Here is a 21,002-nt window from a genome sequence, read left to right as displayed (position 1 = left end):
CGTCGGATGGGGAATCTTAGCGGTATGGAAAAAAAGGACATTCTGATCGCCGTAACCGGAAGCATAGCGGCTTTTCGTACCTGCGAGCTCGTCCGCAACCTGACTAAGGAAGGGTATCCTGTCACGGTCATCATGACGGAGCATGCCACTAAATTCATAGGCCCGATTACTTTCGAAGCTCTTACGGGCAAGAAGGTCAGAGTGGACGAGTACGAGCAGGGAATGGCTCATATAGATGCGCGGAATTCCGCCGCCGTCCTTGCCGTGGTGCCGGCTACTGCGAACATCATTGCAAAGATGGCCAACGGAATTGCGGACGATCTTGTAACTTCCACATATCTTGCCGCGAATTGTCCTGTATTGGTCGCCCCCGCTATGAATCCGAATATGTATCTGCATCCGAGCACACAGAGAAATCTGAGGCAATTGGAATCGGACGGCGTAAAGATTCTGGATCCGCAATCCGGAGTCGTGGTTTGCGGCGACGAAGGATACGGTAAATTAGCGGATGTCTCGGTGATCCAATCTAGGATCCTAGAAGAATATTTAAAATTATCTTAATTTACCTGAATTCGGAAAATGGAAATCGTTAAAATCATCGTGAGTTCGGGACCGACCCGGGAATGGATCGATCCGGTAAGATTCATTTCCAACGCCTCTTCCGGAAAAATGGGATTTTGCATAGCCGAGGCGGCGTCCGCGTGGACCCGCGACGTCGTCTATATCCGAGGATTGACTCAAGACGAATATTCCCGTCCCGTCGGTTCTAGAGTGATTTCGGTGGAGACGACCCTGGAAATGAGAAAGGCGGTTTTGGAAGAGATCGGTCCGGGCGCTCTTCTGATCATGGCGGCCGCTCCCGCCGATTTTCGTCCAGTTCGGAGCAGCGAAGCCAAAATAAAAAAAGAGGAAGGTTCCGAAATCATCACCTTGGAGCTTGCAAAGAATCCCGATATCCTTTCTTCGGTATCGGAAAAGATCGGTAAGGAAAATATCTCAGGTGTGGTATTAGTAGGTTTTTCCGCGGAGACCCATAATCTGCAGGAACACGCGCTCGGAAAATTGAAACGTAAAAATCTGGATTATATCGTAGGAAATTACGTGAGCCGGGAGGAGAAAGGGTTCGGCGATTTGGATACGAAAGTGATCGTTTTCGGCAAGGACGGGTCTGAAAAAGGGATCGGACCCGCTTCCAAGGAGTTCATTGCGGGCGAGCTTTTGGCGTATTTAAAAAGTCGCTAAACCGAATCCGCAAGTTTTTCCTGATCTAAAGCCAATCGGATTACGGAATCGAAATACGTATCCCAATCGGATCTGCCGGAAGCATAATCTTGGTAAACGGATTGTAAAAGTAGATAAAACATTTGCCGTCTCCTAAGAAAAGAGTCGGACCGGCAAGGGGACAGCATGAGCCATTTTTTTTCACTCTGGGCTTTAAATCGGACCAAGATGGAATTGAAACTATAATCTCCGGCAAAAATCTGAAGAAAGTGTCCCCTTTAGCCCCAGAGAGAATCGCAGAATTGAAAGGACTGCTTTCCGGGAAGATGATTCCTTTCCGGGAAGAAGCGGATCTTTCCGTGCATTGTTCCTTCAAGATCGGAGGGGTTTGCCCGATTTTGGTCGAGCCTGATTCCTCCGAACAAATCCTGGAAGCGTTGGATTTTTTTTCCAAACTTGATATGCCTTGGAAGATTTTGGGTGGGGGAACGAATTTATTGATTTCCGATCATCCCGACGATTTGGTCGTTTTGAGGTTAGGAGGAATTTTTAAGGAATACGAGGATCTCGGTGGAGGAAGATTCAGGATCGGAGCCGCTACGAATACGACGCCGGTTTTTCGTCAAATCTCGCAGAAGGGTTATACCGGAGCGGAGTTTTTAAGCACGATTCCTGGCTGGACGGGAGGAGCGGTGATCCAGAACGCCGGTTGTTACGGAGGGGAATTTTTCGACCTGATTGAGGAGGTCGAATTTCTCCGGGACGGGAAAATCTTAAAAAGCAAGCCTGAACGGATCGCGCACGGATATCGATATACCGAGTTTTTGGAAAGGAAAGATTCGATCATTCTGACGATCGAAATCCGTTTGGAACCCGGAGATTTAAACGAAATCGAAAATTCTTTAAAAGAAAAACGTGATAAACGTAATTCTTCCCAGCCTAAAAATAAGAAAAGCGCCGGATCCATGTTCAAAAACCCCAAGATCTACGAAAACGGCGCGGAGATCAAGGCCTGGCAGCTTATCGATCGGGCGGGACTCAGGGGAAAAACGATCGGAGGAGCGCAGATTTCCCCCGAACATTGCAATTTTATAGTGAATACCGGAAGCGCCAAGGCTAGCGAAGTGGATGCCTTGGTCCGAATCGTACGGGAAAAAGTGGATAAAGAGTGCGGGATCCGGCTGGATCGGGAAGTGGAATATTTTGGAACGGTGCCATAGATCAAGGATGGTGGATTAAAATGGCGGTGAGAGACCCCGAGGACAAAAAAGAAAGAATCTTAAGTACCGCATTACTTCTCTTTACCGAAAAAGGTTTTGCCGCGACTCCCATGCCGGAGCTGGCAAAAGAAGCAGGGATCGGGGCGGGAACGATCTATCGGTATTATAAAAGTAAAGAAGAACTGGTTAACGAATTATACCGTCTTTGGAAATTAAAATTCAACGAAGCTTTGAAGAGCGGTTATCCGTTCCGAGCGTCGGCCAAAGAGAAGTTTTTCCATCTCTGGAAAGCTCTGGGCGGATTCTATCGACAATACCCTAAGTCTTTCGAATTTTTGGAACTCCATTCCCATTCTCCGTATTTGGACGAAGAGAGTAGAAGAATCACGGCCGAAACGATGGAATATCTAGCGGCGTTTTTAGAGGACGCCAAATCCAAAGGGGATGTTCGGACCGAGTTGGGCTCTATGGAGCTCGTCTCCCTATGCTACGGAGCGTTTGTCGGAATGGTGAAACTTTCCAAAAGCGGACTCGTGAAATTCGACGATGACGCATTGTTACATGCCGGAGAGATCCTTTGGAAAGGGATCTCGGCCTGAGCGTTCTCCTTGTGCGGGCAAAATCATGATCCCTTCCGAGGAAAAAATCGTATTCGAGAATCCTTATAGACTTCATTCTACGATGACCAGGATCGCCGAACTATCCCCTTCGGAGACTGAGCAGGCGATTTTCTTTCCGAATCCGTATTCTTCCTGGTTTGAAAGAACGGTATTAAAAAGGGAGATCCGTTCGCAAGATCTCGAGCTCGGAAGCCTTTTGCTCCCCGAATCCGCGAACAAATCGATTCTTCTGACGTGGAACTCCGATCCGGCTATGGAAAAACACATCCGCGATGCCGGCTATACAGTCTATGAATCCCAAGAGGGAATGATTCTCACGGAGAGAACAATCCTACCCGAATCGAAATGGAAGGGCGATCCTTCGATCGTAGTTTCGCGCATAGAAGACGAGGAAGAAATTCCCGTTTGGCTCGGTATAGTAAACGACGCCTTCGGTTCCTTCGACGAAAGCGATCTGTACAAGAGAGCATTCCGGCAAGAGGTGCTGGAATTTTACGCAGTATATTCGAAAAAAATAATGGTTTCTACCGCGTTAATTTTTGCGGATTCCGATTCCATCGGACTTTATTCCGTGACAACCTCTCCCGAATACAAGAATCGCGGATTTGCCAGTTTTCTAGTGAGCGAGATCTTGCGGGAATATCGTGCGGAAATTCCCGTAACTCTCCAGGCTACTCGTGCAGGTAAGTCTATCTATGAACGTTTGGGTTTCCGCTCGTTGGGAAAATTCCTCCACTGGTCCAAGCTTCCTTCTTAATACGGAAGGAAGTGGGACGAACTGTGTTCTCATTCGTTCGTATTTTTTCGGCTTTGGATCGGATTTATCATACTTTCCGAAGTTCGTTCTTTCCAAAAAGAAGTTGACCTTCTTTTAAAACGGAATGAATATTCATTCTATAAAATTTCGGAGAATTTTCTATGAGGAAACAGGATTGGAAAGACAGGTTCGGAGGAGCTGCGCTCGTAACCGGGGCCTCCGGGGGATTGGGGGAGACTTTTGCGAGGAAGCTCGCAGAGAAAGGGTTGGATTTGGTTTTAGTCGCCAGGAGAAAAGAGGAACTGGAAAGAGTCGCCCAGGAAATCCGAACAGCTCATGGAGTAAGAGTGGAAACCGTCGGTCAGGACCTGAGCCAAAGTGATGCGGCGGAAAAAGTCGGCGCAGTTACCGACAAGTTAAACATTCGGATCGGATTGTTGATCAACAATGCGGGATTCGGGACATACGGATCCTTTGACGAATTGGATCCCCAAAAGGAATCGATGATGGTGGATTTGAACTGTCGTGCGCCAGTGACTTTTACATCCAAGTATCTTCCTGCAATGAAAAAGCGGGGGAAAGGCGCTTTGGTATATTTGGCAAGTATCGCAGCTTACCAGCCCACTCCCTTTTTTGCGACTTATGGCGCAACAAAAGCGTTTAATCTTTTATTCGGAGAAGCTCTCTGGGCAGAACTGAGAGGAACCGGTGTTCAGGTGGTTTCACTTTCCCCCGGCTATACAAAAACAAAATTTCAAGTAAATGCGGGTTATGGTGGAACTGGTCCATTCGGCATCTGGTCTACTCCAGAGGAAGTTGTGGATCAGTGTCTGAGAAAATTGGGAAAAGTTCCTTCCACAGTTCCCGGGTTTTTAAATCGGATTCTGGTTAGCTCGATCCGATTCACTCCAAGGAACGTGGCCGCGTTAGTTAGCTATTGGATTAGCAAACCCAAGCATGCATGAATCTTTTTTATCGAGACGAATATATAGCGATTGGGAGGACTCTTATAGAGTCCTTTTTTTTAAGTTAAGAGAAATCTCTTAGATATCCGGAGTACAAAAATATAAGATTGGATTTATCTTTGAGAAGATCTTCCCAAGAGAAGAAGATTTTTTGTATACTTCTCCTCTAGAATTTAGAAAACCTCCCCAAAAAAGTAGAACGTTTTCCATTCATAACAATGGAAAATTCATTCCGCAAAATTTCTATATTCCAACTTGGGATGAAATAATATTTATTTCTTCATCCTTTCATTCTTGACAGAGAAGGCATGAAGATTAGTTATTTGTTCAATCGTTTCCCATAGATAGAAATTAAAAACAACGTTAGTATAAATAGAAACAAAACCGATTAAAAATGAAACCGCGGTGCTACAATGGAAAACAAAAACTTGGCGGAACTTCCCCATTACGATGCGGGAAGGGAGCCGGACTCTAAAAGGAACACGACTGCCCATCCCAAAGAAGAAGGTACCTTCGAAGAAACAAGCAAAGTGTCTAAGGACAAGATCATCGCGGTAGCGGTGCATCTATTCGGAAAGAAAGGCTTTTTTGAAACGCATATTCCGGATATTGCATCGACTGCAAGGGTCGGAGTAGGCACGATTTATCGAACCTTTCGGAATAAGGATCACTTATTCAACGAGGTCTTTCGGGCTTGCATTCTGGAATTTGCCGTCTTCTTGGAGGAAAAAGCGAAACCGACAATCTCGAAGAGAGAAATTTTTTTCTCTCTTTGGGAGAATATGCACGAATTTTCTCAGGAAAGAAATTCGGAATTCAGTTTTTTGAACAGATATTTCGATTCGCCTTATCTAGATGAAGAAAGTCGTGTTGAATTCGAAGCTTTGAAACTCAAAATTGCGGGTCTTTTTTGTGCGACAGAAGGCGATCAGGAGGAAGAGATTTCTACGGTCTGCGTTTCTCTGGTTTTAGGTTCTTTCTTCGGATTGATGAGATTCCGGAACGAAACACCGACTGCTTCGGACCCTTCGTTCGTTTCCCGTTATGCGGAAATGATTTGGGACGGACTCGCAAAGGCGGAGTAAGACTCGTTTCGCCCTTTGCGATTCGTTAGTCAAGAGAGGAGCGCCAAAGCTTCTCTCAGACTCCGTTACTTCGGATAAAATCGATCAGCACACCGGCGAGTTCTTCTCCCTTATCCTCTTGCAGGAAATGTCCGGCGTTGGAAATGACGGTGTGCTTTTGGCCTTTTGCTCCGGGGATGGCCCGTCGGAAAAAGATTTCTCCTCCCTTCGTGATCGGGTCCGAATCGCTGAATGCGGTCAAAAAAGGCTTTTTCCATTGGCGGAGAATTTCCCAAGCCTTTCGGTTGTCCGCGGAAGCTTCGTTATCCGGAGTGATGGGGACCAGGGTCGGAAAGACTCTGGCGCCCGCCTTATACGTTTCGTCCGGATAAGGCGCGTCATAAGCTGCGAGCACATCCTTGGGAAGATCGGAAATGCATCCGTTTTGGATGATTTTCCCGATTGGAAGGGATTTTACCTTTTGGGAAAAATCTCTCCATTTCAGGAAATCCTCTTTCGGAGGAATGTCTCCTGTAGGTAAAAAGGTGTTAGAAGCGCAAATGCGTAGGAAGCGTTCCGGCTCTTCTGCGACGGCTCTTAGCCCTAATAGCCCTCCCCAATCTTGGCAGAACAGGGTAATCCCCGTAAGGTTGCTCTTTTCTAAAAAAGATTTCAGCCATTCTACATGTCGTTTGTAAGTGAAAGTTTTCCTATCGATCGGTTTGTCGGATTTGCCGAACCCGATCAGATCGGGAGCCACCACGCGAAAACCCGCTTCGATCAAAGGAGGCAGCATTTTTCTGTACAAGAAAGACCAAGAAGGTTCCCCGTGCAGTAAAAGGACGGTCTCCTTCGCTTTGGGATCCCCTTCGTCCAGGTAATGCATTCTATACCCTTCGATTGGTACGTAGTTCGGCGAAAACGGATAATTCGGTAGATCGAGAAAACGATCCTCTGGGGTTCTTAGGAATTCGGTCATCGCTCTTCTCTCCTTTTTTTCCGATTTGTCTTCGGAATCTTAAGGCTGCGGAGCATCCGATCAAGTTTTTTCCCGGTACGGAATTAACGATTCGACTCGGATTTTTCGGTCGTAGAAATCTAAAGTAGGTGGATTCCCGCTTTTCCGAGAATGTACGCGAAGAGGAAAAAGAAGAAAACCGTGAATACCGAAGATATTCCGAGAGCGATCCAAAAATCGAAGAGTCGCATCAGTTTCGGGAAAAGCAAAAACATGGGCAGGGTAGGAATCACGTACCAAAACGTATAATACGCGTGGTTGCTGATCTTTTCGGAAGGGCTATTCTCCATTCTTAACCAGATTAGGGTCATTACCGTGACTAGAGGAAGCGCCGCCAATACTGCTCCGAATCGGTCGTTTCTCCTCGCGATTTCCGAAACGAGAACGACGACCAAAGCGGTAACCGCGTATTTCAGGATCAGGTAAGTCATCCGGTAAATCTCTTATCCACGCTTCAATAGACTGGGGCGGTATCCTTCGGGAGTTTCGTATCCCATGATGTCTAAAAGAGTGGCTGCAACATTGGCCAGTCCCGCGTCCGCTAGGTCGGTTTTCAGGGAAAGTTTTCCTTCAGGATCGAGAAGGCTAAACGGAACAGGATTTAACGTGTGAGAAGTCTTCGGTATCGGATGCCCTGCTCCGTCCATTTGTACCGATCCTTTCTTGTCCAATTGGTACATCTCGTCCGCATTGCCGTGGTCTGCAGTGACCACCATTACGATTCCGTTTTTCTTACATGCGTTCGCCAATCGTTCCATGCATCCGTCCAGGAATTCCATCGCTTTTACCGTTGCCGCGTAATTTCCGGTATGCCCTACCATATCGCCGTTCGGGTAGTTAACACGGTAAAAGTCGTGTCTATTTGCAAAAAGCTCCTTTTCCAATTCGGCAGTGATCGCTTCCGCTTTCATGTCAGGGGTCTGGTCGAAAGGGATCACGTCGGAAGGAATTTCCTTATAATCTTCCTTTGCGGCGTCGAAATGTCCGGAACGATTTCCGTTCCAGAAAAAAGTGACGTGACCGTATTTTTGTGTTTCGGATAACGCATATTGTAAAACGCCGGAATTCGCCATGTATTCACCTAAAGTCCGATCGATGGCAGGAGGGGAAACCAGAAACCTCTCGGGCAATTTTAGGTCTCCGTCATATTGCATCATCCCTGCGTAGCAGATATCCGGTAGAGGTCCACGATCGAATTTTTCGAAATCCTTTTGCGTAAACGCTTGGGAGATTTCTATCGCCCTGTCTCCCCTAAAATTCGTGAACACTACAGAGTCCCCGTCTATGATCGGACCGACGGGTTTTCCGTTTTCGACGATTACGAATGCAGGTAGATATTGGTCGATGACCTTAGGGTCTTCTTGTCGGAACGTGCGAATCGCTTCTTCCGCACTAGAAAATTCTCTTCCTTGTCCTTTTACGTGGATTTTCCAGCCCCTTTCCACCATAGACCAGTCCGCTTCGTAGCGATCCATGGTGATGGTCATTCTTCCTCCTCCGGAAGCGATTTTTATATCGGCACCTTGCGTTCGTAGATCGGTTAGCCAGGTTTCGAAAGGGAGCAGATACTCCAATGCGGACTTTTCCGGAACGTCCCGACCATCCAGAAGGATGTGCAGTCGAATTTTCGGAACACCTTCTTCAACGGCGTTTTTGATTAAAGCTTTGGTATGATTGATATGTGCGTGGACGTTTCCGTCGGAAAAAAGGCCGATCAAGTGCAAGGTCGATCCTCTGGATTTGCAATTGCCTACGATTTCTTTCCAAGCCTTTCCTTGGAACAATAAGGACTTTGAGATTGATTCGCTTACTAACTTCGCTCCTTGGTCGAAAATCCTTCCACAGCCGAGTACATTGTGGCCTACTTCGGAATTTCCCATGTCTTCGTCCGAAGGCATTCCTACCGCCGTCCCGTGGGCTTTTAAATAAACGGTGGGTTTCTCCTTCCATAGTTTATTTAGGAAGGGAAGTCGGGCTCCTGCGATCGCGTTGCCGAACTCGGCTCCTCTCGGAGAGTAACCTACTCCGTCTAGGATAACGAGTAGGATTTTTTTCGGAACAAAGGGGGTTTGTTTCGTGAGTTGCATTCCGGTTTCCAGGAAAGTCCGCCGGACAAGTCCGTCAAGAGGATTAGTCTCAAGTTCCGAATATACGTACTTATATCTAGAGCCGAATCGATGAAAATGGCGTTAAAAATAGGTTTTTGGTGGAAGAAGTCGATGCTGAAGATATTATGACGGCAAATTCTTCGGCGGCGGATTTGTCGGGGTATTTTCAATGCGCGGCCTTGCCGAATTGTAAATTCCGAAAGGAACTAGGATCAATTTTTCGTTATGAGTGTTAAAGATTCGAGACCGTTGGACCCTGCAACCGGAAATCCTGCCTTGCAGAGTTTCCTTCGAGTCAAGAAGTTGAACGAAGTAGTCAGCTATTACATGAACGATAAGGTCACGCATTCACTGTACAAAGCGATTGCGGCCGCCACTTCGTATAAAAACGCAAAATCCCGCCATCTATTCGAGCCGCACCAAAGAATCTCGGAGATCGGGGAACTTACGCAACAGGAGATGGATTTTCATCTCAAACGTCTTTTGGAAGACGTTACCGTTTCACAACTTGCCTATTTTATGCACGAGGAGCTGGGGCACCAACCTTCCGCCAAGCCGTGTTATGCGGCTTTTCCGGAAGGCGAATCCTTGGATCTAAGCAGGATCTACCTGGAATTGCTGGATATTTCCGTCATCGCAATCCTATCATACCTGGATCGAAAACCTGAAACTTCCAAAGCGATTCTTTGGGAAAATTTGGATGCGGATTGGCAAATGGGTTCCCAGAAGGAATCGCCTTTTCCTCATCTCTTTCTTTATTTAAAGGAAGCTTTTTGGGACGACGCGTTTTCGATTCCTCCGAATCCGGAGTTCATGAAAGATTTTCTGTTCGAACTCGAAGACGATCTTACGAAAAAAGGCAGAGTTGTGAGTATTTCCGGCTACGGTCTTTTTTGTTTAAAGGATGCAAAAGAATCGGTTCAAATTCTGGAGTACGCCGACGAATTCATCCAGAGCAAGGGATCGAAATCATTGAGGCATTTCGTCTCGGAGGAATTTCATAAAATTGCGATGGAGGAAAAGATCCATTACTCGGATTCCTCCCGCGGCGATACCGTAAAATTCAAGGTGGCGAGGGCGGAAGCCTTTGCGAAAGCTGCCGCTTCGGCGAATCTCGGTCCAGGAAATCCGGGGATGCTCGGTGTCTCCCTGATTCGTTCCCTTGCGGATATCGCCGAAAGAGAACTGTTGAGGAACCACGCGGAAAACGAAAGGGGTAGGTTCCAGGAAATTAAGAGAGGATTATTGGCGGAAGCGGTGAGATGGGATCGTAAAGTTCTCTTTCTCCCCGATAAGGAGTTCCGTCATTTTCCCGAAGATCTGAAGAGAATGCTTCTCGACGATCTAGAGCTCGCTTACGCTACATGGGAAACCAAAGGCGGTACTATCCACGCTTTCCTTCATAAGGATGCGAATAGCGTCAAACAGATCATCATGAGCCTTAGCGTAAGTCCGATGGTGGAGGCTTGGAAAGTTTTGTGCATCCGACAGTTAGTGGAAACACACGAGCCTCAGATCAAGTCCATCTTTAAAGAGCCTGCTTTGGTCAAGGCTTACGGAAGAGTTTTAAGAAAAGGTTATCTGGAATATTTCCCCTGGTTTTATCCGATTCTGGATCTCATCGGAATCGGAAGGATTTTTCAGGACTTCTTCTTTTCCCAGGCTAAGGAGAAAATCAAGATACAGCAGAATTTTTTAAAAGGCAAGAATCTGGAAGTCGCCAAGAAAGACGAGCAAGTGCGAATCCAGGAAAAACTGAAAGAGGAGGAGAAGATCCGGATGGTGGACCAAAGGACCAAAATCTCCGCCGCTTTAGGGGATTATTATTTTTTGAAAAAACATCCTCCCGTTGCCTCCGATATCCAAGGATTATTGCCGGAATTTACGGCAGATGTTTTTTATCAGGTTCTGGAAAGGGAAAAGTTCGTTCTTCTTTCTTGGGAAGGGAGCAAGGAAAAATACGACCAGATTCTTTGTTATCCCAGCGATGAATCGTTTCGGAGTAAGGCCCGAGAGATTCATAAGATCTTTTCCGATAAGGTCGAAATTCTGCAAAATAAGGTCAGAAATTCGGGAGAAGAAGAAGCAAGGATCCGTATCAACAGAGTGTTGAAGTACATCGACACTTGGTTCCATTCGAACCAAGGTGGGGATAAATCCGGTTCAGTCGCTTCTAAGAACGATGCGGAGGATTCGGACGATCCTTACGAATCGTTTCGGAAAGAGATCCAGAAATTGCGTCACAAAACACCGGTCGCCTAATCCGATCCATTCGGTGTATTTTCCGGTTTGGAATTTCGATTCCGAATCATCCTGAGTAGATCCACGAATTTCAGCTCAGGAATCGGTTTCTTCTTTTTTGAAAAAACGGACAATTTATCTAGGCTAGCCTCTTGTATAACGGAAATAAAATTGAACGGAGATTCTACAAAAAGAATAACAAGCCTGATTCTATCGCCTGTTAGATGGGTTTCGTCTTGGTTTTTGACCTCTTTTGGTCGTTTTGGAAAAAGAGGTCAAACTTTCCTTTCTCGGATTGTATTCTTTATTCGGAGACCGCTCCGATGCGAAGAATTTAAAATGAAACGTTCCCTTTTCCGTTCTTCCCGTTTTCTGTCGGGAATCTTTTTTCTGTTCCTTTTCGGCTGTAACCAGGCCAAACCTTTGAATATAGATGCGAGCAAAAGCGCCTTCGGGGCTTTGCTTCCGAACATTATCGCGTTGTTAAGCGGGAATCCTCTGAATTTTTCTCCTGCTCCGACGATTACGGAAGGTACTTCCTTGTCCGTTTCCATCCAAGCCGCGCATACTTTGGATTCTCCGACTACTTTTACTTTGGGTTTTAGTAATTCCGTTTTTACCGTTTCTCCCGCGACGATTACTCTTTCGGCAACTTCTCCTAGCGCTACTGTGACTCTCACGCACGGCATTGATAACGACTGTCTGGATCAAGTTTACGGGTTGATCGCGACTCAGAAAGATACTGGAGCCGTTCAGACCTTAAACGTAGCGACTACGGATGTGGACAAATGTACGTTCGTTGCCACCAATTCGGCCCAGGGCGGGATCGGATATTTCGGGACCTTTGGCGGGGTAACCGGCGCCGATGCGGCTTGCGCTGCGGACAAGCCTTCTTCCTTGCCGGGAGCGACCACGGATTATAAGGCTTTGATCACCGTTACGACGGGTTCTCCTGCTCGGTACGTTACGACCACTGCGAATTGCGGATTGCCTGCGACTCCGAGTTGTAGTCCTACCAACTGGGTGCTGTACACGAACACGCGCTATTTCGGAAGCGACGGGCTTACGTATCTTTTTACCACCCATGCGCAGGCTCCGATTTTTTATTTCAGCGGTGGAAACCTGTCCCATTCCTTAGGTTTTAGCGGCGGAGGGGCTTGGACCGGTTTGAAATTGGATTGGACCGAAGCCGCCAGCTACCAATGCATGACCGTCGGTACATACCAAGAATGGGCTTCCCCTCCCTATTCCTCTTATATCAATAACGCGCATTTCGGGGATTTGAGTGCGGTCAATTCCACCGCACTGGATACCGGAACAGCGGCTACCGATTGCACTGCGGTTCGCAAAAACTTATTCTGTATCCGGCAGTAGTTCATCGGAGAGACCGAACGTTTCGGCGAAGGGATCTGATCTCTTTTTTGGGAACCTGACGCATTTCCATTCTATCTTTTTTTGAAGGAGAAAGTATGGAATACGTATTTTTCCGTGATCGGAGGCGGAAAGCTCCATTCTGAAATTCGCTCCGTTACACAGCGACTTAAATCGTCCGAAAAGAAGGTGGACAATACTTCTTCGGGCCGGAGTGCCTTTCCTTGTTTGTCGATTTTCCAGTCCACTTTTAGATCCCCCGTTTCGATTTTCGGTTTTGTGGCAAGATAAGCTTCGTAGCAGTCCTTGATTTCCTTTCTTCTTTTTAATATCGTGTTTCGGACTTCGTTTTTGAGATAGGAATCTCCCTTGCCTAAATGTAAGGATTTTTCCTCCAATCGAGCGAGGCCTTCTTCCAACATCTTCCGATGTTCGTTCATTTTATGGATTTGGAATGCGAGTACGATCAACACCGATATGCAAAGTGCGATCATTCCGATAGAAAGCATAGGGCGGTTTTTCATCTTCTACATTCCGAATACGTATGCTGCTCCGTTCGAGTTCCCGTTTCGGTTTGTAGAACTTAGATCGGTTCCGTTGATGATCCAATTCGTGTTGCTGCTTTCTCCCAAGGCTCCTACTAAAATCGTGTTCCCTGAGATTCCCACGGATCCTGCGAAAAAATGCCCGTTTGCCGAATTCGACGCTTTTAGATAGTTTTTGTGGGTCCAGAGCGACTTGCTTCGAGTGAAAACGTACGCTGCCCCTACGAAGAATCCTTGCCGGTTGCTCGAACGTAAATCGTTGCCGGAGAGTATTTCCTTGCTGGTACTTTTTTCTCCCGCGGCTCCTACTACGATCCAATCCCCGAAAATGGATACGGATCCTCCAAATCGGTCTTCTCGGTTCGTATTCGGTGCTTTGAGATAGGCCTGGTGAGTCCAGGTACTTCCGTTCCGTACGAACACATAGGCCGCTCCGTTATTGGATCCGTTCCGGTTGGTGGAGCTCAAATCAGTGCCGGTTAGGACGGCATTCGTTTCGCTGCTTTCCCCGTCCGCCCCTACTACAACGGTATCTCCGCTGATTGCTACGGAGATTCCGAAGGAATCCTGGTTGGAGGCATTCGGAGATTTCAGATAGGCTTGGTGATTCCAATTCGCTCCGTTTCGTACGAATACGTATACCGCTCCGTTTCCATTGCCGGAATGGTTCGTTATGCTTAAGTCGTTACCGGAGATGATGGAGGTTGTGGTGCTATTTTCTGATCGGGCACTTACAGTGATCGTATTTCCGTCGATTGCTACGGAGTTTCCGAAATAATTTTGGTTGTACACGTTGGGGGCTTTGAGGTAGGCCTGGTGCGTCCAGGCGGATCCGGATCGTACGTACACATAGGCCGCTCCGGTATCTGTTCCGACATCGTTGGTGGTTGTAAGATCGGAGCCGGAAACGATTGCGCTAGTACTGCTATCCTCGTAAGGCGCCCCCACGACAATGGTTTCTCCCGAGACGGCTAAAGAAGATCCGAACTGGTCTTGGTTTGTGGTATTCGGTGCCTTGAGATAGGCTTGGTGTGTCCAAGTGTTTCCGTTTCGTACGAATACGTAGACAGCTCCGTTGTCGTTTCCTGCTTTGTTGCTTGAGCTCAGGTCGTTGCCATTGATAATGGAAGTGGTATTTCCGTCTTCTCCCGGTGCTCCTACTGCAATCGTATTTTCGGAGATGGAGACACTGTTCCCGAAATGGTCTCCGTTCGTCGTATTCGGCGCTTTGAGGTAAGCCTGATGTGTCCATTTTCCTCCGGATCTTACGTATACATAGGCGGCTCCGGTGTCCGATCCCGCGTCGTTGGTAGAGCTTAACGCGGAATCCTGCAAGATGGCCGTAGTATTGCTGTCCTCGTAAGGTGCGCCTACGACAATAGTTTCGCCGGAGATGGCAGAAGAAGCTCCGAACTGGTCGGAGGTGCTCGTATTTGGAGCCTTGAGATAACTTTGCTGTCGCAATTCCCCGGCGCCGTTAGAGACGGGAGAAACACTCAGCTCTCCCCATAGTAGCAACGGTTGGTGCGAATGTTTTTTGCAATTCCCTAAATGGGAGGCCGCTAAAAAGAGTAGAATAGGAATTAGCGTTCCGGAAACGGATTTTCTTTTCATATAGGGAACCCTTTTTTAAAAATATTCTAAAATAGAATAATTAGAGTTAGCCGAAATCTCTGTTTCTGGCAAGAATTTTTTGTTGTGCGTGAAGGAGAATTCGGTAGCTTTATTACCGAGTTGACAATACCAATTATAATTGGTATTATGGTTTTTATGCCCTTAAGCGGCAAAGAAATGTTAAAATTATACCTGAAGAACGGATGGGAAGTTCTGAGGCAGAAAGGCAGCCATGTTGTTGTTGGGAAGGGAGGAGATCGTGAAACGATTCCAATGCATAAGGAACTCAAGAAAGGCTTAGAAAACACTCTCTTGAAACATCTGAATGAAAGTTAGGAGTAACATAGTGCATTATCATTTTCGAATTCATACGGATAAAACAGGTTATTGGGCGGAGTGCGTCGAACTCAAAGGATGTATGACTCAGGCGGATTCATTAGATGAGCTGAAGGTAAATATTCGGGAAGTCTTAAATCTCTATTTGAATGAAAACGAAGATTCTAAGTCGGTATTCCCTTTACCAAAGAAAAAAATGTCCGGCAAAAATATCGTCCTAGCGGCAGTCGATCCTAAGATAGCATTTTCTCAGATTTTAAGAATGACTCGTTTGAAGCGAGGTTTGAGCCAAAAACAAGCTGCATTATTGATAGGGATGAAGAATCTTTACAGCTACCAGAGGTTAGAATCTCCGAAGAGCGCTAATCCGGCGCTCTCAACAATTGCGAGGATTAAATCAGTATTTCCCGAGTTAGCATTGGATCAAGTAGTTTAGCTTTATTGAAAAACGCAGGTCCTCGGTCACCAACACGGAATCTGTACCGATTCTTTTTGCGGGAGTTCGTTTGTGGAAGTTTTGTACAATGATTATTCGATCAGCGACGAGAAGTCGAAGATTCAAGCCGAAGCGGTGATCGAATTTTTATCTAAAAGCTATTGGGCGAATTTGCGACCTCCAGATCGAACCAGGAAGGCGATAGAAAATTCGTACTGTGTCGGTGCCTTTCATAAGGGTGAGCAGGTTGGTTTTATAAGAGTCGTTACGGATTGGGCGACATTTTTTTATCTGTGCGACGTTTATGTGGAAGAGGGACACAGAGGCAAAGGCCTAGGAAAGAAATTGATCGAGACGGTTCTGAATTCGGCGGAATTCGAAGGATTGATGGGGCTTTTGGGCACCAAAGACGCCCATGGACTGTATGAGAAGTACGGTTTTATAAAAGAGAAGGATCGTTTTATGAAGCGTCCTCCGGAATGGGCTTCGTAAGAGTAGCGTGACCGAAGGAACCCCCCTGATTCCCTAGCAGATCCGTCTCGAATTTGTTATATTCCTGTCCATAAAACGGTGGCTAGATTTTTCCCAAGCTAGATTTGGGTCTCATGACGGATCCAAGCAGAGCACCGGGGAAACAGGGGTCGCTAGCGGAAGTTTTTCTCGTTTCTCTGAAATTGGGGCTCGTTTCTTTTGGGGGTCCCATCGCCCATCTGGGAACCTTCCATAACGAATACGTAATTTTAAAGAAATGGTTGGATGAGAAATCCTATACGGATCTGGTGGGGCTTTGCCAATTTCTTCCAGGTCCCGCAAGTAGCCAATTGGGAATCTCCATCGGTACGATCCGTGCCGGTTTTTGGGGAGGGATCGTAGCTTGGTTCGGTTTTACTGCTCCTTCCGCAATCGCTCTCATCGTCTTCGCGCTTTTGCTTCGCAGATTCGATTTTGCCGGCGCTGCCTGGATCCATGGTTTGAAAATCGTGGCTGTAGCGGTGGTCGCCCAAGCGATTTTTCTGCTTTGGAAAAAATTGATTCGGTCCACGTCCCAAATCGGGATCGCAATCGGTGCGGCACTCGCCTTATCGTTTTGGAATTCCTCTTTCGCACAAATCACTTTGATTTTTTCCGCCGGCATACTCGGGTATTTCCTATTTAAAAGCCGGTCCGACGCCGAGGTTTTTTCTCTTCCGATCGGGGTTTCCCATCGATTTGCGATCGGCTGCCTCTGTCTTTTTTTCGGACTTTTAGCGCTTCTTCCCGCAATCAGGCTCTTTTCTTCAGATGCCCGACTTTGGATGGCCGATAGTTTTTTTCGATCCGGAGCTTTGGTATTCGGCGGCGGGCATGTGGTTCTTCCTCTTTTGGAGAAGGAGCTTGTTCCGATCGGACTCATCAGCGAGCAGGATTTTCTGGTAGGTTACGGCGCCGCACAGGCGGTTCCCGGACCATTGTTTACGTTTGCGAGTTATTTGGGGGCCGTGATCGGCGGGATCCCCGGTGCCATTCTTGCGACCTTCTTCATTTTTCTTCCGGCATATTTATCGATCATCGGAGTTTTGCCGTTTTGGAATTCCATCCGTAGCGACCGGAGAGTACAGGGAATTTTGACCGGGGTGAATTGTGCGGTTGTAGGCATTTTGATCGCGGCTTTTTATCGACCGCTCTGGACGGATTCGATCCGATCCTTCGGTGATTTTTGCCTTGCTAGCGTGCTTGTAGTGCTTCTGGTTTTTTTCAAATTCCCTTCTTGGATTGCGGTAATCGTCGGCTCTTTGGGAAGCGTTTTGATCCGTCTTCTTCCCCTTTGATCCGATCACCTTCCCTTTCTAAGGATGAGATAAGATAAGTCTTTTCTAGCCAACAATATGGAGTGGAAAGATTTGTACGTCTCGTAGTCTAAGACAGCCAGGTTTTTTTTCGTGTCCGGAGCCAAGGAAAACGGAAGCCAAGGGCGAAAAGACGCCGATCCCTTTAGTCCGAAGTCTTCCTGTTTGGAGCCGGAAAAAACCGGAATCGGGCCGCCTAAGAAATCGGAGAGCCCTCGTAGTAGCGGAAAAATCGCTGCGGATTCCAAACCTGGCGCCAAGACCACCGGTTCTATGGGCGAATTCAATCCGTTGTCCGCTAGAACGGCGACGTCCAACGAGGATAATTTTCGTAGAACTTCCCCGACCTTTCCTCCCAAAAGACCTTCCGAAAATAGGGATCTTGCGGCACCTAACAGAAGTAAGTCGGCATCCTTGCTTTTGGCGATTTCGAGAATTCCCGGAACAACCCAGTCGGACGGAAAACCCACCGTTTCAAATTGAAAGTCGCAACCGGCCGCTTCCTCCCGTACTGCTTGGAAAATTTCGTCTTCTTCCAAACGAGGAAATCCTTCCGATTCCGTCTCCACGGATACTACGTGTAGGGCGATAATGGATAAATTTTGTCCCGAACCGGAAAATAAGGCGCGGGCCAAACCGAATAATTTCGCTCCCATTTTCGGATTTGCGAACGAGACCAATACTTTCATACATCCTCCTTATCTAGTAAGGATCAACATGCTAGGTAAGCGTGCAGCCAAGTCCGTCGATTCTATTTCCCGATAAAATTTCCAACCGAGAAATGCCAGGTCGTATTTCGCCCAGTCCTCGTCCGGCAATTCGGATTTGAGTACGACTTTTCGCCTTTTCTTTACGCCCTTACCGCGAAGATTCGAATTCTTTTCCGAAGTCGTCTCTTCGAGCTCTAGGATTGTGCCCTCCATTTCCGGAAGATTCGAGAAAAACTCGAAGTATTCCCGTAAAAAAATATCGTCTTTGCCGGAGACCAGGAAGGCGATTTTACGCAGATCGACCCAACCCTTATCGATCAGAATCCCTACGGGAGAAGGGGAATTCTCCATAATAAAGCGGACACGACCTGCGATTTCCTTTGCGGAAAATAAGGAATGGGACCGTCCCATGAGTAGCATATCGGGGCGGATCTTTCGGGCCTGATTCAGGATTTCTCGAGCCACTTGGGGAGTGTTCTTGTACACTCGATCGAAGGAACGTCCCAGTTCTTCTCCTTTTGTTTCCAGCGGAAAGAAAACCTCTTTTTCGAGAGACTCCGCCTCCACGGGAGTTAAATCTCCGCTAGAAGTGACATGAAGCGCAGTAATTGTCGGTCCCGGATTTTTTTTCCGGGTTTCGGGAAAGAGTTTCGCTGCAAGTTCTAAAAGTCTGACTCCTGAGGCCGGAGAGGCAAAGGACAAAAGGATTTTTCGACCGGACCGGATCGCCGGGAGTTCCTTGGAAAAGAAGCCTGTTTCTAAAAGGTCCAACACCGGGCCGGTCATAAACGTCGTGAATAGAGCCATGAGCACCATCATCGCGAAAATTTCTTTGGAAAGGATTCCGAGGTCGTAACCGATATTCAAAACCACCAGCTCCATCAGTCCTCTGGTGTTCATTAAGGCTCCGATGGAAAGACTATCCTTCCAGTTTTGACCTACTAACCTTGCGGCTATCGTACTTCCTAAAAATTTTCCCAGGATCGCGATTCCGATTACCGAGGCGCAGGTCATCCAAAGGTTTCCGTCGCTTAACAGACCGATCTGCGTCTTCAATCCGGTGGATACGAAGAACAAAGGAAGAAGCAACAGAAGGCTGATGTCCTCTATTTTTTCCGAAAGCATCCTTCTGAATTCGATCTGAGGAGGCATGATGACTCCGGCAAAAAAGGCCCCGAATAATGCGTGGATTCCTATCAATTCCGTAAGATACGCGGAGGAAATCCAAATCATGAAGACCATTGCAGTGATCGGTCTTCGCAGGGCTTCCTTACTCGGATATACCGAGGCGATTTTCCTGAGCAGAGGTCGAACCGCAAACAGCATGAAAATTACGTAAACAATGGAAAGTCCGACGGTGATAAAGCCTCCGGAGAGACTGCCTGCCTGAGCGATCGCCACCACTCCGGCTAGGATGCACCAGGCGGTAATGTCGTCCGCGGCGGCACAGGTAACGACTAAAGTTCCGAGAGGAGTTTTTGTGAGACCTCTTTCCTGGACGATCCTTGCGAGTACGGGAAAAGCGGTGATGCTCATGGCGATTCCCATGAATAATCCGAAAACGGTAAACGAGATTCCCTTTGGAGCCAAGGATTCGTATAACGTCAGAGAATATGCGGTTCCCAGAAAGAAAGGAAATAGGATGCTGGCGTGACTTACCACTACGGCATCATGCGCTTTTTTCCCTAAAATTCCCAGATTCAGCTCCATTCCGATCAGGAATAAGAAGAGAAGCAAACCTACGTTGCTTAAGGATTGGATGATTTTTAGAGATTCTTTCGGAAAAAGAAAACCCGAGGCTTCGGGCCAAAGCGTTCCCAAAAAAGAAGGACCTAGGAGGATTCCGGCTATGATTTCGCCGATCACGGAAGGTTGTCCGAAAAACGTGAGAAGCGATCCTAACGCTCGCGCCGTCCCGAGAATCACGAGCAATTGCAATAAAAGTAATGCGATCGGTTGTTTGACGTTCTTTCCGATTTCCGCCAGAAAGGTGGAATTTTCTCCGTTTGCGACCGAAACGGTCGAATCTATGGTTACCGGTTCAAGGTTTTTACCGTAGTTTACAACGAAATAGATCGCTATTCCGAAAATCAGCAGGAAGCATGCATATACGAATATGCTTCGAATCGGTTTTATTTCCATCCGGGTTTTTCTCCGCGCGCTCGATAATGTCCACGAAATCGCCGGGATAAGGATTTTTCTCCGAATCGTACGACGACTTAGAATCTATTGAGTAGGGAAGAGTCCGGAGGAAATTCCTCCGATCGTCTTCTCTCGATGCCTGCGAAGTTAGCTGACGGGCTGGGAATGAGAGATTTCCCCCGTAAAGGTTAGCCCCTAAATTTGGTTCCTCCGCTCCGGTTTTCGGATTCGGCAGACTCGGCCTAACCTATAAGCGGACTTTCCTTTTTGTCAAGAGGAATGCAACCCGTTAGGTTTCGGAAATTTTGCGAGCAAATGTTTATGCGGAAAAATAGGAGCAACAGTAGTCGCTGACGGCGGTCACTTTCAATTTGAATTTCGATTTTGCAGGAACCCGAAAGGAACCTCCGCCGGTGATCCGACGCCAATCATTCTCTCCCGGGAGCAATACCGTCAGATCTCCGTCCAAGATCTCCATCAGCTCTTCCACATCCGTACCGAATTCATAGTCTCCTGGTAGAAGAATTCCCAAGGTCTTCTTTTCTCCGCCTGGAAACAGAACGGTTCTGCTGGTCACTTTTCCGTCGAAATATACGTTCGCTTTTTTGACTACGGTCACATTCTCGAATTGCTGCATGGATCCTCTTTACGGTTTTTTGATCGGTTCTGCGATTTTTAGGGGTCAGTTTTCGGAAAGACTCCTTCCCGCCAATTCCCATTTCCTTGTTTCCTTTGGACTTTTTCTCGGAATCCGATTTTTCCCGGCAAAATCCGGTTTTTGGCCCGAACTGGGTGCATGACTTAAAGC

General features: G+C 47.2%; 22 protein-coding genes and 1 riboswitch. Of the genes, 13 read left to right on the top strand and 9 right to left on the bottom strand.

What is annotated here, in order from left to right; all coding sequences use genetic code 11:
* Window positions 1-24: 24 nt before the first annotated feature.
* Window positions 25-561 (top strand): phosphopantothenoylcysteine decarboxylase, encoded by a 537-nt coding sequence (locus EHO60_RS04000; protein WP_425460267.1) that lies wholly within the window; start codon window positions 25-27, stop codon window positions 559-561.
* Between the two features lie 18 nt (window positions 562-579).
* Complete coding sequence (locus EHO60_RS03995; protein ID WP_135766884.1) at window positions 580-1,242, top strand: phosphopantothenoylcysteine decarboxylase domain-containing protein; 663 nt, start codon at window positions 580-582, stop codon at window positions 1,240-1,242.
* Here EHO60_RS03995 and EHO60_RS17310 read toward each other — a convergent pair.
* Window positions 1,239-1,364: a hypothetical protein gene (locus tag EHO60_RS17310; protein ID WP_281276660.1), complete on the bottom strand. Its 126-nt coding sequence runs from the start codon at window positions 1,362-1,364 to the stop codon at window positions 1,239-1,241. The two genes, EHO60_RS03995 and EHO60_RS17310, sit on opposite strands and share 4 nt — an antisense overlap.
* Before the next feature lie 117 nt (window positions 1,365-1,481).
* Here EHO60_RS17310 and murB point away from each other — a divergent pair, with 117 nt between their 5' ends.
* From murB to EHO60_RS03970, 5 genes are all read left to right on the top strand, one after another.
* Window positions 1,482-2,441, top strand: coding sequence for a UDP-N-acetylmuramate dehydrogenase (murB, locus tag EHO60_RS03990; protein ID WP_425460279.1), 960 nt, complete (start codon window positions 1,482-1,484; stop codon window positions 2,439-2,441).
* A 20-nt stretch (window positions 2,442-2,461) separates the two neighbouring features.
* Window positions 2,462-3,040 (top strand): TetR/AcrR family transcriptional regulator, encoded by a 579-nt coding sequence (locus tag EHO60_RS03985; RefSeq protein ID WP_135766882.1) that lies wholly within the window; start codon window positions 2,462-2,464, stop codon window positions 3,038-3,040.
* A 25-nt stretch (window positions 3,041-3,065) separates the two neighbouring features.
* Window positions 3,066-3,818, top strand: coding sequence for a GNAT family N-acetyltransferase (locus tag EHO60_RS03980; RefSeq protein WP_167880153.1), 753 nt, complete (start codon window positions 3,066-3,068; stop codon window positions 3,816-3,818).
* A 161-nt stretch (window positions 3,819-3,979) separates the two neighbouring features.
* The gene (locus EHO60_RS03975) at window positions 3,980-4,783 is read left to right on the top strand and encodes an SDR family NAD(P)-dependent oxidoreductase (RefSeq protein WP_135766880.1); all 804 of its coding nucleotides are present in this window, start codon (window positions 3,980-3,982) and stop codon (window positions 4,781-4,783) included.
* Between the two features lie 413 nt (window positions 4,784-5,196).
* The gene (locus EHO60_RS03970; RefSeq protein WP_135766879.1) at window positions 5,197-5,868 is read left to right on the top strand and encodes a TetR/AcrR family transcriptional regulator; all 672 of its coding nucleotides are present in this window, start codon (window positions 5,197-5,199) and stop codon (window positions 5,866-5,868) included.
* 55 nt (window positions 5,869-5,923) lie between these two features.
* Here EHO60_RS03970 and EHO60_RS03965 read toward each other — a convergent pair whose 3' ends face one another.
* The 3 genes from EHO60_RS03965 to gpmI all read right to left on the bottom strand — a co-directional run bounded on the left by EHO60_RS03965 (window position 5,924) and on the right by gpmI (window position 8,952).
* The gene (locus EHO60_RS03965) at window positions 5,924-6,826 is read right to left on the bottom strand and encodes a haloalkane dehalogenase (RefSeq protein WP_135766878.1); all 903 of its coding nucleotides are present in this window, start codon (window positions 6,824-6,826) and stop codon (window positions 5,924-5,926) included.
* 119 nt (window positions 6,827-6,945) lie between these two features.
* Complete coding sequence (locus tag EHO60_RS03960) at window positions 6,946-7,296, bottom strand: DUF3147 family protein (RefSeq protein ID WP_135766877.1); 351 nt, start codon at window positions 7,294-7,296, stop codon at window positions 6,946-6,948.
* Between the two features lie 12 nt (window positions 7,297-7,308).
* Window positions 7,309-8,952 (bottom strand): 2,3-bisphosphoglycerate-independent phosphoglycerate mutase, encoded by a 1,644-nt coding sequence (gene gpmI / locus EHO60_RS03955; protein WP_135766876.1) that lies wholly within the window; start codon window positions 8,950-8,952, stop codon window positions 7,309-7,311.
* Window positions 8,953-9,198: 246 nt separating this feature from the next.
* Here gpmI and EHO60_RS03950 point away from each other — a divergent pair, with 246 nt between their 5' ends.
* Both EHO60_RS03950 and EHO60_RS03945 read left to right on the top strand, forming a co-directional pair.
* Window positions 9,199-11,235, top strand: a complete 2,037-nt coding sequence (locus tag EHO60_RS03950; RefSeq protein ID WP_135766875.1) for a hypothetical protein — start codon at window positions 9,199-9,201, stop codon at window positions 11,233-11,235.
* Window positions 11,236-11,553: 318 nt separating this feature from the next.
* Window positions 11,554-12,588, top strand: coding sequence for a DUF1554 domain-containing protein (locus EHO60_RS03945; RefSeq protein ID WP_135766874.1), 1,035 nt, complete (start codon window positions 11,554-11,556; stop codon window positions 12,586-12,588).
* 71 nt (window positions 12,589-12,659) lie between these two features.
* Here EHO60_RS03945 and EHO60_RS03940 read toward each other — a convergent pair whose 3' ends face one another.
* The gene (locus EHO60_RS03940; protein ID WP_135766873.1) at window positions 12,660-13,109 is read right to left on the bottom strand and encodes an AgmX/PglI C-terminal domain-containing protein; all 450 of its coding nucleotides are present in this window, start codon (window positions 13,107-13,109) and stop codon (window positions 12,660-12,662) included.
* A gap of 3 nt (window positions 13,110-13,112) precedes the next feature.
* A complete protein-coding gene (locus EHO60_RS03935; protein ID WP_135766872.1) occupies window positions 13,113-14,744 on the bottom strand; it encodes a hypothetical protein in 1,632 nt (543 codons plus the stop codon).
* Between the two features lie 84 nt (window positions 14,745-14,828).
* Between EHO60_RS03935 and EHO60_RS03930 the strand changes: the two genes are divergently transcribed.
* The 4 genes from EHO60_RS03930 (at window position 14,829) to chrA (ending at window position 17,324) form a co-directional block, all read left to right on the top strand.
* A complete protein-coding gene (locus tag EHO60_RS03930) occupies window positions 14,829-15,080 on the top strand; it encodes a type II toxin-antitoxin system HicA family toxin (RefSeq protein WP_246028128.1) in 252 nt (83 codons plus the stop codon).
* Window positions 15,081-15,162: 82 nt separating this feature from the next.
* Complete coding sequence (locus EHO60_RS03925; protein ID WP_246028127.1) at window positions 15,163-15,516, top strand: helix-turn-helix domain-containing protein; 354 nt, start codon at window positions 15,163-15,165, stop codon at window positions 15,514-15,516.
* A gap of 72 nt (window positions 15,517-15,588) precedes the next feature.
* The gene (locus EHO60_RS03920; protein ID WP_210409315.1) at window positions 15,589-16,008 is read left to right on the top strand and encodes a GNAT family N-acetyltransferase; all 420 of its coding nucleotides are present in this window, start codon (window positions 15,589-15,591) and stop codon (window positions 16,006-16,008) included.
* 113 nt (window positions 16,009-16,121) lie between these two features.
* Entirely contained in the window at window positions 16,122-17,324 is a 1,203-nt protein-coding gene (chrA, locus tag EHO60_RS03915; RefSeq protein WP_135766870.1) for a chromate efflux transporter, read from the top strand.
* Window positions 17,325-17,329: 5 nt separating this feature from the next.
* Here chrA and EHO60_RS03910 read toward each other — a convergent pair whose 3' ends face one another.
* The 3 genes from EHO60_RS03910 to ppnP all read right to left on the bottom strand — a co-directional run bounded on the left by EHO60_RS03910 (window position 17,330) and on the right by ppnP (window position 20,831).
* On the bottom strand, window positions 17,330-18,031 hold the full coding sequence (locus EHO60_RS03910; protein WP_135766869.1) for a universal stress protein: 702 nt from the start codon (window positions 18,029-18,031) through the stop codon (window positions 17,330-17,332).
* Between the two features lie 9 nt (window positions 18,032-18,040).
* Complete coding sequence (locus EHO60_RS03905) at window positions 18,041-20,194, bottom strand: cation:proton antiporter domain-containing protein (RefSeq protein WP_135766868.1); 2,154 nt, start codon at window positions 20,192-20,194, stop codon at window positions 18,041-18,043.
* Between the two features lie 122 nt (window positions 20,195-20,316).
* Window positions 20,317-20,438: riboswitch (cyclic di-AMP (ydaO/yuaA leader) on the bottom strand.
* 75 nt (window positions 20,439-20,513) lie between these two features.
* A complete protein-coding gene (ppnP, locus tag EHO60_RS03900) occupies window positions 20,514-20,831 on the bottom strand; it encodes a pyrimidine/purine nucleoside phosphorylase (RefSeq protein WP_135766867.1) in 318 nt (105 codons plus the stop codon).
* Window positions 20,832-21,002 lie beyond the last annotated feature (171 nt).

Source organism: Leptospira fletcheri (assembly GCF_004769195.1).
Taxonomy (GTDB): domain Bacteria; phylum Spirochaetota; class Leptospiria; order Leptospirales; family Leptospiraceae; genus Leptospira_B; species Leptospira_B fletcheri.
Note: the sequence above shows the minus strand (reverse complement) of the source record. Positions and strands in the feature narration are given on the sequence as shown.

Coding starts and splice junctions, on each gene's coding strand:
- EHO60_RS04000 (WP_425460267.1), top strand. CDS start 25: ATGGAAAAAAAGGACATTCTGATCGCCGTAACCGGAAGCATAGCGGCT.
- EHO60_RS03995 (WP_135766884.1), top strand. CDS start 580: ATGGAAATCGTTAAAATCATCGTGAGTTCGGGACCGACCCGGGAATGG.
- EHO60_RS17310 (WP_281276660.1), bottom strand. CDS start 1,364: ATGTTTTATCTACTTTTACAATCCGTTTACCAAGATTATGCTTCCGGC.
- EHO60_RS03985 (WP_135766882.1), top strand. CDS start 2,462: ATGGCGGTGAGAGACCCCGAGGACAAAAAAGAAAGAATCTTAAGTACC.
- EHO60_RS03980 (WP_167880153.1), top strand. CDS start 3,066: ATGATCCCTTCCGAGGAAAAAATCGTATTCGAGAATCCTTATAGACTT.
- EHO60_RS03975 (WP_135766880.1), top strand. CDS start 3,980: ATGAGGAAACAGGATTGGAAAGACAGGTTCGGAGGAGCTGCGCTCGTA.
- EHO60_RS03970 (WP_135766879.1), top strand. CDS start 5,197: ATGGAAAACAAAAACTTGGCGGAACTTCCCCATTACGATGCGGGAAGG.
- EHO60_RS03965 (WP_135766878.1), bottom strand. CDS start 6,826: ATGACCGAATTCCTAAGAACCCCAGAGGATCGTTTTCTCGATCTACCG.
- EHO60_RS03960 (WP_135766877.1), bottom strand. CDS start 7,296: ATGACTTACCTGATCCTGAAATACGCGGTTACCGCTTTGGTCGTCGTT.
- gpmI (WP_135766876.1), bottom strand. CDS start 8,952: ATGCAACTCACGAAACAAACCCCCTTTGTTCCGAAAAAAATCCTACTC.
- EHO60_RS03950 (WP_135766875.1), top strand. CDS start 9,199: ATGAGTGTTAAAGATTCGAGACCGTTGGACCCTGCAACCGGAAATCCT.
- EHO60_RS03945 (WP_135766874.1), top strand. CDS start 11,554: ATGAAACGTTCCCTTTTCCGTTCTTCCCGTTTTCTGTCGGGAATCTTT.
- EHO60_RS03940 (WP_135766873.1), bottom strand. CDS start 13,109: ATGAAAAACCGCCCTATGCTTTCTATCGGAATGATCGCACTTTGCATA.
- EHO60_RS03935 (WP_135766872.1), bottom strand. CDS start 14,744: ATGAAAAGAAAATCCGTTTCCGGAACGCTAATTCCTATTCTACTCTTT.
- EHO60_RS03925 (WP_246028127.1), top strand. CDS start 15,163: ATGACTCAGGCGGATTCATTAGATGAGCTGAAGGTAAATATTCGGGAA.
- chrA (WP_135766870.1), top strand. CDS start 16,122: ATGACGGATCCAAGCAGAGCACCGGGGAAACAGGGGTCGCTAGCGGAA.
- EHO60_RS03910 (WP_135766869.1), bottom strand. CDS start 18,031: ATGAAAGTATTGGTCTCGTTCGCAAATCCGAAAATGGGAGCGAAATTA.
- EHO60_RS03905 (WP_135766868.1), bottom strand. CDS start 20,194: ATGGAAATAAAACCGATTCGAAGCATATTCGTATATGCATGCTTCCTG.
- ppnP (WP_135766867.1), bottom strand. CDS start 20,831: ATGCAGCAATTCGAGAATGTGACCGTAGTCAAAAAAGCGAACGTATAT.